The sequence below is a fragment of the Pseudarthrobacter sp. MDT1-56 genome, from assembly GCF_059383555.1.
Genome location: NZ_JBWZCK010000001.1, coordinates 1 through 13,361, shown reverse-complemented (window position 1 = coordinate 13,361; position 13,361 = coordinate 1). Strand labels below are relative to the sequence as shown.

Annotated in this window: 9 protein-coding genes; 1 reads left to right on the top strand and 8 read right to left on the bottom strand. The window is 64.8% G+C overall.

Features of this window, described 5'->3' with window-relative positions; genetic code table 11:
- Nucleotides 1-146 precede the first annotated feature (146 nt).
- The 8 genes from AC50YC_RS00045 to AC50YC_RS00010 form a co-directional block, all read right to left on the bottom strand.
- On the bottom strand, nt 147-1,835 hold the full coding sequence (locus tag AC50YC_RS00045) for a long-chain-fatty-acid--CoA ligase (RefSeq protein ID WP_494951612.1): 1,689 nt from the start codon (nt 1,833-1,835) through the stop codon (nt 147-149).
- A gap of 79 nt (nt 1,836-1,914) precedes the next feature.
- Nucleotides 1,915-2,928: a phosphotransferase family protein gene (locus tag AC50YC_RS00040; RefSeq protein WP_494951611.1), complete on the bottom strand. Its 1,014-nt coding sequence runs from the start codon at nt 2,926-2,928 to the stop codon at nt 1,915-1,917.
- Nucleotides 2,925-4,292: a hypothetical protein gene (locus AC50YC_RS00035; protein WP_494951610.1), complete on the bottom strand. Its 1,368-nt coding sequence runs from the start codon at nt 4,290-4,292 to the stop codon at nt 2,925-2,927. The genes AC50YC_RS00040 and AC50YC_RS00035 overlap by 4 nt, the downstream gene beginning before the upstream one ends.
- Before the next feature lie 68 nt (nt 4,293-4,360).
- The gene (locus tag AC50YC_RS00030) at nt 4,361-5,164 is read right to left on the bottom strand and encodes a glycoside hydrolase family 16 protein (protein WP_494951609.1); all 804 of its coding nucleotides are present in this window, start codon (nt 5,162-5,164) and stop codon (nt 4,361-4,363) included.
- A gap of 16 nt (nt 5,165-5,180) precedes the next feature.
- The gene (locus tag AC50YC_RS00025) at nt 5,181-7,361 is read right to left on the bottom strand and encodes a hypothetical protein (protein ID WP_494951608.1); all 2,181 of its coding nucleotides are present in this window, start codon (nt 7,359-7,361) and stop codon (nt 5,181-5,183) included.
- A 202-nt stretch (nt 7,362-7,563) separates the two neighbouring features.
- On the bottom strand, nt 7,564-8,862 hold the full coding sequence (locus tag AC50YC_RS00020) for a glycosyltransferase family 2 protein (RefSeq protein ID WP_494951607.1): 1,299 nt from the start codon (nt 8,860-8,862) through the stop codon (nt 7,564-7,566).
- Complete coding sequence (locus AC50YC_RS00015) at nt 8,859-9,866, bottom strand: glycosyltransferase family 2 protein (RefSeq protein ID WP_494951606.1); 1,008 nt, start codon at nt 9,864-9,866, stop codon at nt 8,859-8,861. The genes AC50YC_RS00020 and AC50YC_RS00015 overlap by 4 nt, the downstream gene beginning before the upstream one ends.
- A gap of 1 nt (nt 9,867) precedes the next feature.
- Nucleotides 9,868-10,704: a glycosyltransferase family 2 protein gene (locus AC50YC_RS00010; protein WP_494951605.1), complete on the bottom strand. Its 837-nt coding sequence runs from the start codon at nt 10,702-10,704 to the stop codon at nt 9,868-9,870.
- Between the two features lie 796 nt (nt 10,705-11,500).
- On the opposite strand from AC50YC_RS00010, the gene AC50YC_RS00005 reads away from it, so the two are divergent.
- Nucleotides 11,501-13,361, top strand: a 1,861-nt coding sequence (locus AC50YC_RS00005; protein WP_494951604.1) for a PKD domain-containing protein, incomplete at its 3' end; no start/stop codon positions are given.

The window sequence follows — 13,361 nt, the reverse complement described above, 5'->3', positions numbered from 1 at the left end:
CGAAGCCGCCGCGGGAGCTTTGGAAGAAAGCCTACGATCCGCACCAAGGGGTGTCACCAGTAGCGGTTTCTGGCCCCGCCCGCGGCGATCTACTTGGGCAGTGCGCTGGTTCCACCCGTGCCTACTCGCTTCGGCGCCCGGAGGGGTCAGAGCGTCGGCAGCACTTGCTCGCGCACCTGCTTGCGCAGGATCTTGCCGAGCATGGAGCGCGGCATGTCGGAGATAGCCACGATCCGCTTGGGGACCTTGTAGCCGGCCAGGTGCTCGCGGCAGTGCCCGCGGAGGGCATCCTCGTCCAGCGTGGCGCCCGGTTCAAGCTCGACGGCGGCGACCACCATCTCACCGCCCCGTTCAAGGGGCCTGCCGACGACGGCGGCATCCCTGACGGCCGGGTGCAGGCGCAGCACCGACTCCACTTCGCTGGGTGAGACGTTGAAACCGCCGGTGATGATGAGCTCCTTGGCCCGGCCAACGATCGTGGTGAAACCGTCCTCGTCCACGGTCACCACGTCGCCGGTCCGGAGCCAGCCGTCGGCGGTGAGGGTCTTCGCTGTTTCCTCCGGGCTGTTCCAGTAGCCCTGGAACACCTGAGGGCCCTTGAGCAGCAATTCCCCCGGCTGGCCCGGCGCCACTTCCAGAGAGGGGTCGTGCAGGTCGACCACCTTCATCAGGGTGGAGGGGAACGGCACACCGATCGTGCCGTTGCGGCGCGTGGGGTGAAAGGGGTTGCCCAGCGCGACCGGGGAAGACTCGGTCATGCCGTAGCCTTCCACCAGCAGACCCCCGGAGACCGATTCCCACAGTTCCACCACATGGTCCGGCAGGTTCATGGCGCCGGAGATGCAGTATTTGCAGGACCGGAGCGAGATGCCCTTCTCCTTCGCGGCCATCGCGGTGCGCTCGTAGATCGGCGGGACCGCGCAGTAGACGGTGGCGGGCGACTTCTTCATGGCGGCCAGCACCAGGTCCGGGTCGAACTTGGGGAACAGCACGAGCAGGCCCTGCTTGCGGATGCCGTAGGTGAGGTAGAGGGTCATACCAAAGGCATGGAACATCGGCAGGATGGCGTAGAAGATTTCCTTGCGGTACTCGGCGCCCTGCATCCAGGCTTCACCCTGCAGCGCGTTGGAGTACAGGTTGAAGTGGGTCAGCATGGCGCCTTTGGGACGGCCGGTGGTTCCCGAGGTGTACTGGATCGCGGCGAGGTCAAACACCCCGGGGCGGGGGTGTTCCGGGTCGATGCGGCCGTGGCTGAGGAGCTCCTTCCACGGTGTGGTGCCCGGCGCCGGGGCTGTCAGCGCCTCGCGGGACGCCCGCAGTTTCTTCACGGGCAGGTGCAGGGCCAGTCGCTTGACGGCTGGGAACGCCTCAAGGAGGTTGACCGAAACGACATGGTCAATCTCGATGTCCGACGGGAAGTCGCGGACGGCCGCCGCGGCCTTGTCCCAGGTGATGACGACCCTGGCCTGGTGATCCTCAAACTGGTGGCGGAGTTCCCGGGAGGTATACAGCGGGTTGTGTTCGACGACGACGGCGCCGAGGCGCAGCACCGCGTAGAACGCGACGACGTGCTGCGGGCAGTTCGGCAGGATCAGGGCTACCCGGTCGCCGGCGCGGACGCCGAGCCGGCGCAGGCCCTCGGCTGCGCGGTCGACCTGTTCGCCGAGTTCGGTGTAGCTGGTGCGGCGGCCGAAGAACTCCAGCGCGGGGGCGGTGCCGGCCTCGGCCACGGACCGCTCCAGCATCGCAACGAGCGACTCCGTGGGCAATTCGATGTCGGCCGGGACGCCCGGCTGGTAGTTCTTCACCCAGGGCTGCTGGTCAGTGTGCTCCATGCTCACATCTTGCCGTGAAGCGCTGGCCGGGGCGAATTGCCGGCGCCGCTTCCGTCCGTGCAGGCTTGTCCGTGCAGGCTTAGTTCAGCCCGGAGGCGACGACGTGCCGCCACAGCCAGAAGTCGCGATCATCCAGCACGGCCGCCCGCAGCTGCGCTGACCCAGGCGCCGGAGCGTCCTCGGCAGCGAGCCGATAGGCCAGGGTGGCAGCGGAGCGCGCCCAGGTGGCGATCACCACCAGGGGAAGCAACTCGGGGTCGACGTTCCTGAGCATCAGGTGCTCGCGCAGTGGCGCCAGCGCCCACCCGCCGGGCCCGAAGGCCTTGTCGAACGCCGCCAACTGGGCAACCCGCGAAAACGCCATGTCGGACGATTCGCTGAGATATTGCAGGTAGAAGACGAGATCGTGGCCGGGCAGGCCGAACAGCGACGACCGTTCCCAGTCCATAACCTGGAGCCGGCCGTCGCTTTGCACCAGGAGGTTGGGATGGCTCAGGTCCGCGTGCTCGAACACGGCGGGCAGGGTGCTGCTCCGCAGGGGCGTCAGCAGCTCGTGTGTGCGGTGGACCAGGGCAGAGACCTCGGCGTCCCCGGGCAGTAGCGAGGCGAGTGCCTCCAGCGGGCGCTCGACCGTCCGCTCGTACCAGCCCGGGTTCTCCGGTCCCGGCAGGGTGCAGGGCAGCGCGGCCACAAAATCCACGCCGAGAGCCACTGCACCGGCCAGATCCCCCGCGACCCGGTGGGGGTCCAGCGGAGCGCCGGTCAAAGCAGTCTCCACCAGCACGGTGTGCTCCCCGACGTCCAAGGTGGCCACGATGTGCGGGATGCCTTCCACCCGCCCGCCGCTGAGGGTGCTGAGCTGACGGAGCATGTCCGCCTCCCGCTGGACGCCTTCGTTGTCTCCCGGACACCGCGGCACTTTGACGACCAGGCTGGGTTGGCTGGCGCCGGCCGGGAAGACCAGTCCCACAACGTGCCGGGAGGTGGTGAATTGCGGCGTCACCAGGACGGTGGTCCAGTCCGTGCCCAGTTTGAAGTCCGCCAAATTCCACTCGTCGTAATGCCCGCGAAGGACCGAGTCGATGAAGTTCACGGCTGCCCTCCGGCTTCCGGCGTCTCTGACTCGGGCTCGCCTGGCTGGCCGGGGGCGGCCACGGCGGAGGAACCCGACACCTGCTCCCAGACGATCCCGGTGGCGACCCTGTTGATGAGCGGCTGAGGCTGGGACGCGTCAACAACCCAGGCGTTCGGGAGCCGCCTCGCCGTCTCCAGCCGGTCCTGCCGCCACTGCTCCAGGACTTCGTGCGGGTGTCCGCCGTTCCCGGCGGGCATGACCTCGCCGGGCGCGTCGAGCACCAGCAGCACGTCGGGTGCGGGCGCCAGCGCGGCCGCCAGGGCCGCATCCTTCCGCCCTCCGGCCACGGGCCCGGCATGCCCCGGCAGGCTAGCGTCGTAGGCCGGCCGGTCCACCAGAACCAGCCGGCCCCGCCGGTAGTGGTACTTGGCCGCCAGCGCGCCGCGGAGCTGCCGGATTACCTGCTGGCCGTGCAGCCCACCGGGAATCCGGGTGACCCAGCCGCCCCCACGCCCGGGTGCCGTTCTGCCCAGGGAGACGTAGCGGCTGGGAATCGGGAAGGCCTCGCCGATCCGGCGCAGCAGTGTGGTCGTGTCCGACCCATCCGGGCCGATGACACCAACCACAAACCCGCGGCTGAAGCGCCCCGGGAAGGTCGGGCTGAGCAGCCGGAGGATCCTGTTTCTTCCCGCGGTCAGCCGGGTGCGCAACGGCGCGTTCCGGGTCAGGGCTGATGCCATGCGGCGTGCCGGATCCCGGAAATCGCCAACGCTTCCGGAGCGAACGAGCTTCAGCAGCTGCGCAGCGGTTCCGGGTCCCACCTGTCGATCGACAAAGGCCGCGATCACGTCGTCGGTCGATGCCAGCGCGCCGGCGACCCGGACCGTTTCCAACCGCTCAGGCCTGACGGCTCCACCCTTGTCCAGCATGGTGTGGAGGAGCTGGAGCCATGCCTGCTCGGTTGTTGCAGGGAGCCAGAGCAGGCCGTTGCGGATGCGCCGCTGGAGGCACCCCGGGGCGAGGAGCGTGTGCCACTGTTGAAACGGGCCAAAGGAGATCTCGGAGACGATGTCCAGCTTGAGCCACAGGTCCTCCGTGGCGTCGTAATTGAAATAGAACCGATGGCTTCCGTGCCCGCGGGCCATGACACGGCGGAACCCTGCACCCGCCAGCAAGGCGTCCAGGCGAGGAAGCTGGCCGACGGCCACGAGAATGTCCACATCGCCGTTTGGGCGGACCAGGTCATCTTCTCCGCGCAGCAGCACCCAGGGAAGCCCCGACCCGTCCAGCGCCCGGAACGCCCTCGCGATAGACGGGTGAATGTCTGGCTGCTCTCCGTTCCATTCGCCGGGGTCGGTCTGGCCGTTAATCGGGACTTCCATCTGTTGCTCCCCCGTAACCCTGGTGATCATGCCTGACGAATCCTGACGGTGATGAGCGGGCGCCGGGGCTAGGGCGCGTAGGCATACTGCACGACCCAGTCGACTTCCAGATGTCCTGACGTTTCCGGCTTGGGTGACGACGAGTCCGCTCCGTCCTTCGTCTCGGCCTGCAGGGTCAGCCGCATATTCGTGGTGGGAACACCTTTGGGCATCGTGGTCTCACCGACGAGTTGCCCGTCCCAAAACCACTTGACTTTGCCGGGGGTCCATTCCGTCGTCGCCACATGCCACTCGGTCGCATCGGTCGGCGAGTAGTACCGGGTGGAGGGGTCGAAGCGGGCCGGGCCTTTGAGAGTTGAGTCCTTTATGGCTGAAACGCCATACATCTTCCCGTCGAGTTCGCCTTCCGGCCAGTCAATCTCACCCTCGAGCCAATCGTCGCTTGAAGGCCAGAGCAGAAAGGCGATTTTGTAGCCCGGCAGGGTATCTGACCGGAACCGGACGGAATAGCGGCCATAAGTCTGACCGGCATAGCCGAACGGGACGACGCTCGCCACCCGCGGTATTCCACCCTTCGTGTGCAGGTGGTAATCGAGTTTGCCGTCTTTCACGGAGAGCACGGAATCCGGCGTGTAAAGGCCCTGTCCGGAGGTGTCCTCGAGATCGTGATAGCCGCGCATATCCGAACCGTAGACCTCGCCCACGCGGCCCAGTTTGGCCGGGGTGGTGAAGTCCTGGGCGCCGGTCTGCTTCCAGCCGGGGAGGTCCCCCACCGGCATTTCCGTCGGTGTGGCTGTCCGCGAAAGGAAAAAGACGAGCGCGATGAGCAGCGCACCTGCGACCGTCATCGCGACGACCTTGGCCAGGACCAAGCCGCTATTGCCCAATCTAAAGGGTTTTTTTGATTTGGTAGATTCGGACGGCTCCATTGTCAAATACATGATCGGCCTTATCCCCTACAGCTATCTCCCTCTCAAGAGCGGGGAGCATGTCGGCATCGAATAGTTTGTCTTTGATCGCCTGTTCCAGCTGTGAGTCTGAGAAGACGATGAAGATGCGCTGAGGTTTCCAGTTGTTGTTCGCGTAGCGCTCCACGTCCTCCGGCCTCACGTTCCCGTTGGACTTCTGGAGGAATTTCGTCAGCGAAGTGACCCGGCCCCACTCCAGAAAGCTGGGGTAGTTCGGGCCGATCAGCAGCGGGAAAAAGGCGTTGGTTTCAAAAATGACATCCTTCTCCCCTACCCGGGCATCCAGCCATTGCGCCGCCACAACGTCTTCCTTGGGGACCCGGAATTTCCCTTCGGCCTGGAAGTACACGACGGTGAACAGAATGGCCATGATCGTCAGCGAGGCGGTAGCGCCCATCACGGCCTTACGGGTGCGCACCGGTCCGGACCAGAACAGCCAGGCCGCCCCGACCGACAGCCAGGGGAGAGCGAACATAAAGACGCGGAACTTGGCCTCCCCGCCATAGGACTGGCCCAGGAGCCAGAACATCGGCGCGACGGCCAGCCAGCCAACGATCAGTGTTTGCCTGACGTTGCCGCGGAGCAGATTGCGGGCAAAGCCGGCCATCCCGAGCATCCCGATGAAGAGGGAGAGGGCATCCGGGGTGCGGGCCATCCAGCGGGAGGCGTCATTAATGTTGCTCACCTGGGGCGGGCTGTAACTCGCGTTCTTGAAGATGTCGAACCCGCTGAAGAGGCCATATTTGTTGTCCACGTAGTCGAGGTTCGGCAGGAAGTACGCGATCGCCAGAACCGCCAGAGCAGGACCGAGCCATTTGGGCCGGAAATAGCCGAAAACAAAAAGCGGGAACAACGCCAGGATTGCCATGTACGGTGTCAGCTGATGACTCGCGACGGTCACGGCCTGCAGGAGGAGTAGTGCCACTGCCGCAGGCATGACCATGGCGCGGCTGGGGCGGACTGCTTGAGCCTCCGGGGCGGCCCGGAGTCCCGGGTTGAACCGCACCTGCAGGCCTTTCAGCCGGTCCTCCACCAGGGTCACGATTCTGGCGGGGGTGCTTCGGAGGAACGTCAGGGCGACGAGGCACATCGTCAGGTAGAGGGTGTAGGAGAACGCCTGCGGTGCGTAGTAGTTCTGGTTCACCCAGTTGGTGAGGGCAAAGGCCAACGTCGCGGTCCAGTAGATCCTCGGGTTGATGGTGAGGGTCCGCGCGATGGCCAGGATGATAACGACGTCCAGCAGGGCGAAACTGAACTCTGCCAGCGCCGCGTAGTCCACGGCGTCGCGATAGCCAACGACCTCGCCCATAAATGCGCTGACCGAGAAGAAGCCTGGCCACCGTTGGTAAATATCGATCGACGGATCCACCTGGCCCATAGCACCGATGTAGTTGGTGACAGCGATGTGCTTGTAGGACCAAGGCAGGCGCGGAACGCTGACCACCATCGGGGCCGAGGCGTAGAGCATGGCGACGAGCCCTGTGATGGAGGCTGACAGGAAAAAGTTGGACGCCATCTTCCGTGCGGCGACGGCCCAGATGCACAGGGCCACGACGGCGGCCACGGCGAAGTACCAGATCAGCGGGAACGTTGTCAGCAGCCCCCGGTCTCCGACGAGTTCCTCCCCCGTGATTGCCAGGGCCACGCCCCACATCACCATCGCGACCCCGAGAATGGCCCACGGGACGTAAGTCCCCGGGCCCCGGCCCCGTAGTGCGTCCAGGTTCCACAGGGCACGCCAGTCCACCGGGCGCCTGTTAACCGGATGCCCGTAGATTGCATGCCGGCCGGTACCGGTTCCGGGCGGAAAGACTGCGATCAGGGCAGAGGCCACAACCAGGATGGCGGCCGTCATGGGCCGGGGATGCCATACGTGGGCCCACGCCATAAGGAGGGCAGGAACGGTGTAGATGGCTGCGCTCATCACCACGGTCCAGACCACCTGCGCCACCGGATCAGCGTCGGGAAGCCGCCGCACCAGGACCCATCCGGGCAACACGAGGCACCCCAGGAGCGTGACCGGCGCGAGCACCGGGCCGCCGAGGTCGAACAGGATAAGAACGGCCAGCATGACGCCGGCCAGAGCCAGTCCAAAGTCCAAGGGCCTACTTGCCCTCAACGCCGCAACCGTTGGTTTCGGTGATTTGGGGGTTGGTGTTTCGTCTTGGAGTAAGAGACTCATGTCGCTGATACTTCCTTGATCGATCTACGGGAACTGTGCAACTGGGAAGTGAGCGTCCCCTTGTGCCGCGTTCCCCCAGGAACTGTGTGCTGTCGGTCGTGCCAGGGACTGTGTCGCCCGTCTATGTCCTCCCCGACCGGCGCTCAAGAAGGTAGTTCAGCGGACCTTGCGCCACTGAGATGAGTTCAGTCCGGAGGGCCTTGGCGATGCGCGGGTCCCGGAGCGCCGGAGTGGTTTTCTCCGCGGCGCTTTGCCCCAGTGAATTGTTTCGGGCGTTCCTCAGGAAGTGCAGCGCGCCCTGCGGGCTTCGTGCGATCGCCAGACGGGCCGTGTGCGGGTCCAGGAGAATCTTTGTCAGCCACGATCCGAGGCCTTTGCCGTACCCGCGGGCCTGAATGATCAGGTCCTCCAGCTCCGCCCGGTGGCGGTGCCAGACAATCGCGGAGGGCTGGACCACCAACGAGTGCCCTCCGAGGATGACCCGCGTGAACATGTCGATGTCCTCGCCTCCGCACGTCCGCGTCCCGACGCCGAGGGCCGGATCAAAGGCTCCCAGTGCCAGCGCGGTGCGGCGGTCCAGGGCGAAGTTCGCGCCGGTGCCGAAAGCTCCCACGCAGAACGGAAATGTCGGCAGATCGGCCGGAGGGTCTGCCATGGAAAAGACTTTCGGCGCGACGATCTTGGACCAGTTGACGCGTTCGTCAAAGTAGCCCTGGGCAGGCGAGCGCAACTCACCGGCCGGTACCAGCCCTGTCACGCAGGCAACATCGGTGGCCTGTTCAAAGCCGGCGGCGATCCCCCGCAACCAGAACTCGTCCACAACGACGTCGTCATCCGTGAACGCGACGATGTCGCCGCGCGCTCGGCGCAAGCCGGCATTGCGTGCCTTTGACAGTCCCGGCCTGGGCTCGGAGATCAGGGTCAACCGCGGGTCGCGGAACTCATCACGGACCATGTCCCGGGTTTCAGCCGTGCTGGCCCCGTTGTCCACGATGATGACATCGAAGTTCGGATAGTCGAGCCGCAGGATCGCCGCGATGGCACCGCGCAGCAGCGACGCCCGGTCCCGCGTGCACACAACCACGGTGATCGAGGGCGTCGACGACGCCTGGGATGCCAACGCCGCGGGCAGGTCCGCCGCTGCGGACGTGAGAACGCCGCAGTCCAGGATGCCGCCCGGGGCGTCGACGTCGATAAACCCGCGGACGGACGGTCCGCTGCGCACCAGCAAGCGCGCACGGTGATAGCCCATGGAGTCCTGCAGCCTCAGGTGAGAATAACCGGAGAGGGAATCGAGATCGACGGCTCCGACCCACAGGGCTCCGGGCCAGTCGGGGACGGCCTCGGTCCCCATCGACGGTGCAATGTCCAGTCCTGCGTCCTCAGGTGCCACCACAAACTCATTTCCAACTTCGATCACGTGGCTTCCCTCCAGGGAGGGCTGCGATGGGGAACGGGTGCTGATCCGGTCAGGACTGATCCGGAGCCTTGGGCGAGCCGGCGTCCGCGGAAGTATCCCGCGGCCGTGAACGCCAGAACAGCTACGTAGGCCCCGGCCCGGCGCCAGCCCTCAGGGTCGGCACCCCTGCTCCAGTCCGCCAGCGCGGAAAAGAACGCCCGCGGCAGGACGCTGCGCACGTAGCGCCGCTCGGGGCCCAGAGCCCTCTTGTGGCCCACCACGTGGCTGACCTGGGCTTTGGAAATGCCCTCGGACCACGAGCGTTCCAGCATGTAGCGGAACGTTCCCCGCTGGATGGGGACGAAGTGGTGCACCAAGGCTGCCGGCTCGTACACGATGCGCGACCCCGGGGAACCGATAGCGGCCCGGATACAGATTTCGGTTTCTTCGCATCCCAGCGGCTTGGTCCCCTGGCGGCCAAGGGAGAGGTTGAAACCTCCCACTTGCTGGAGCACTTGCAGCCGGAATGACATGTTGGCGCCGATGACATTCCGCACTTCGGAGGCCACCTTCGGCATGCCGCGGTGGCTGCAACCGACAATCCAGTCCAGCTCCGGGCCGAAGTGGCTTGGCCGTCCGCCTTCCCACGCGGGTTCAACCTTGCCGCCGACTGCCAGGACGTCGGAATCGTCGTAGAGGGCCGTCAGCTTTTCGAGCCAGTCGGGGGCCGCCACGGCGTCGTCGTCCAGAAAGGCCACAATGTCCGCGGTGGAAAGCCCCACCCCCGTGTTGCGGGCTCCGGAAAGCCCTTGGAGCCCGGTGCTCTCCACCAGGGTAACGTCCTGGACGGCTGCCACCAGTCGTTTGTACAGGTCCTCGTTGTGGTCAACCACAACGATTACCTGCTTCGGCTGGAACGTCTGGGCATGGACGGAGTTAATGACGTCCATCAGCAGGTCCCAGCGCTGCTCCGTGTAGGAGCAGATGACCACCGAAGCGGTAGGCCGGAAATTGAAGTCGAGCACCTTAGGCTCCTTCCGCCACGGTAAGGACGCTTTGCGGGTCCGTGGGTGTGCGAGCAAACCGGACGTTTGGATAGGTGTACTTCACCCGCCGGAGGGCTTCTGGCCTTGCCCCGGCGGTTGGCGCTTCCCATGTGGTGCATTCCCGGGCCAGGGTGCGGAGGACCCGCCATCCGTCGCGGAAGGTCTGCAGGTTCGAGACTCCGGAGATGCGGTCAAGTTCGAAGCTTGGCACTTCCGCGATGCGAAGACCTGCGCGCGCCGCCCTGACAATCAGCTCCGTCTCAATCTCGAAGCCGTCCGACTCCAGCTCGAGGACCTCAAGGCATTCCCTGCGGAGGGCAATATAGCCATAGCAGAGGTCCGAGTAGTTGCTCCTCAGCACCGTATTCGCCAACCCCGTCAGCACGCGGTTGCCGGCGTTCCGCAACCAGGTCAAATCTTCCGACCCGCCTCCGGTGACGTAGCGCGACCCCTTGACGAAGTCGTAGTCATGCTGAAGGGGAGAGACGAACCAGCCGATTTCCTGCGGATCCATACTCCCGTCCGCGTCAAGCATCACGATGATGTCGCCCGATGCAGCGGCGAAGCCGGCACGGACAGCGATGCCTTTGCCCTTACGGGGCTCAGCCACCACAACGACGTCAACCCTGAGTGCCCGGGCGACGTCAATGGTGTGGTCGTGCGAACGACCGTCCACGATGACGACTTCATCCACGTAGGAAGGCATCCGGCGCAGAACCCAAGGCAAATTCATTTCTTCATTCAGCGTCGGAATTACGACGCTTACCGTAGCCCTCTGCGAGACCGCGCCCTGCTCGGGCGGCGAATTAGGGACCAAGTTTGGAATGGACAAAAGCCTCACCACTTCATGAAATTTCCGGCGCCGACGGTATAAACCATCAGCGAATGAGAACCCCGAGGACGAATTCATAGGAATCCGTCGAAAATTGTGTACAACCCCCATGCCCCAGCTACCAGTGGATGGTGGCCTTGCCTAGAGCCTAAAGTTCACCCAAAGTTGTGTCACGAGTGGCTAATACTTGGGTGTTTGTTCCCGTCCCTGCACTACTCCCGCGCCTCTACTTGGGTCATCGGGGTGGCCTACTCGGGAACTTCGAGTCATTCCGGAACGGTGTACTCGGTCAGCGCCTATACGGTCAATATTCGTTGAGTTTCAGCGCTTTTGTCCTGATACTGGAACCGTACGCCGATGCGGGGGGCGAGGTCCAGAGCCGGCGTGCGTGGCAGCCACATCGAAGTTGCCTGGTGTGGATGCGGTTCGGGGGAACGGGATTGTGGGCGCAGTTCAGCTGGCGCCCGGGGGGATATCGCGTATTCCATGACAGTTCTTTCTCCGCCATGAAAGACAGAAGAAAACTCAAGAAACGACAAATACCCCTTTGCACTTCCGGAAAGAGTGGCTAGCATCACCGTAACCGGGAGATATCAATGGGGTCACCATGGAAACGGCGATCAAACGCATGAAAGAATCGGCGATGAAGATGAAACGTACCGCCAGTTGGCTCAGCAAAATCGTAGTAATAGCGTTAGTTGCGACCGGGGGGCTGCTGGGAATTTCGACCAGCGCTACCGCGGCCACTAACTACGGTTACCCGAGCATCAGCTATAGCGGCGTGAGCAATCCGCCCACCTCGGACAAGCCGCAGAGCAAGCTCTGGTGGCATGGCGGGTCCTGGTGGGCCGATATGTGGACCTCCGGAACGGGCTGGCAGATCTACCGGCTGGATGTTCCATCGAAAACCTGGGTCAGCACCGGCCTCACGAACGACACCCGCGCCAACACGCTGGCGGACACCCTCTGGGACGGCACCCACCTCTACATCGCCACGCACGTCGTCACGGTCTCCGGTGACACGACGCCCCGGGCGTCAGTCTCGGGCCAGCCGGCCAAGCTGTACCGCTACAGCTACTCCGGTGGATCGTTCACCTTGGACAGCGGTTTCCCGACCACGATCATGAACAACAGCAGCGAGTCGATGACGATCGACCAGGACAGCACCGGCGCCATCTGGGCGACCTGGACCCAAGTCTCCGGCAGTTCGGCCAGCGGCTTCACCAACACCGTCTACGTCAACCGCTCCGCGCCGGGCGGAACCAGCTGGAGTTCCCCATTCGTCATCCCCGTCACCAGCCCGAACCCTGCGCCGGATGACATCTCCGCGATCGTCGCCTACGGCAGCAACAAGATCGGGGTCATGTGGAGTGACCAGCGCACCGGGGCCGTACGCTGGGCAACCCGCACCGATGGGACCAGCCCCACCGCGACGTCATCGTGGAGAGTCCAGGACGCGGTCAAGGGCAACAATCTGGCCGACGATCACCTGAACGTCAAAACGCTGCAGTCCGACAGTACCGGCCGGGTCTTCGCCGCGATCAAGACCGGCCTGAACGAGGGGTCAACCAACCAGAGTCTCGCGCAGTTGGTGCTGCTGGTCTTCAAGCCCGCAACCGGCTCTTTCTCGCAGTCAACGATCGCCACGGTCGGGGACTGCGTGTCCCGCCCGCAAATCGTCCTGGACACGCAGAACAACACGGTGCATGCATTCCATACGGCGCCCGGCACCGATGTCAGCGGGTGCGCCTACTCCGGCATCCCTGGCGCCATCTATGAAAAGACGGCGTCCATGGATAACCCTGTCTTCCCGTCCGGGCGCGGCACGCCGATCATCCAGGACGGTTCGTCCGCCAACATGAACGATGTGACCACCAGCAAGCAGAGCGTCAACAGCACCACCGGCCTGGTCGTGCTGGCCAGCAACAACGTGACCAAGCGCTACTGGTTCTCCTACCGGACCCTGGGGGGCACACCCCCGCCGGCAGCACCGATAGCCTCGTTCACCGCGTCGCCGACGTCCGGCACTGCCCCCTTGAACGTGGCCTTCACGGACACGTCCACGGGTTCACCGACCTCCTGGGCCTGGGCCTTCGGGGACGGCGGGACCTCCACCACCCGGAACCCGTCCTACACGTACTCCACTGCGGGCACGTTCACCGCGACCCTGACCGCCACCAACGCCGGGGGTTCGACGTCGGCCAGCAGGACGATCACGGTCAGCGGCGGCACCCCGCCGCCGCCGACGTCAGGAATCACCCTGGGCGCCTCCACCACCACCAACAACACGACCGCCACTACGACCGTCACTTTGACCAAACCTTCGGGCACGGCAGCCGGTGACGTCCTGGTGGCGTCATTCACGGCGGACAAGAACCCCTCCGCTACCACCCCGTCGGGCTGGACCCCGATCGTGAACACCCTCAATGTCGGAAGCGGCGCCCGGGTGTTCTCGTACTACAAGGTGGTGGGTGCCTCCGACCCTGCAAATTACAGCTGGACGCTGAGCACCTCGGCAAAGTGGGGCGGCGGAATGACCGCCTACCGGGGCGTGAACAACACCACGCCCCTGGACAGCAGCGTCGCCACCGCGGCGAACACGAGCTTCACGGCGAGCAGCATTGCAGCGCCCAGCGTCACCA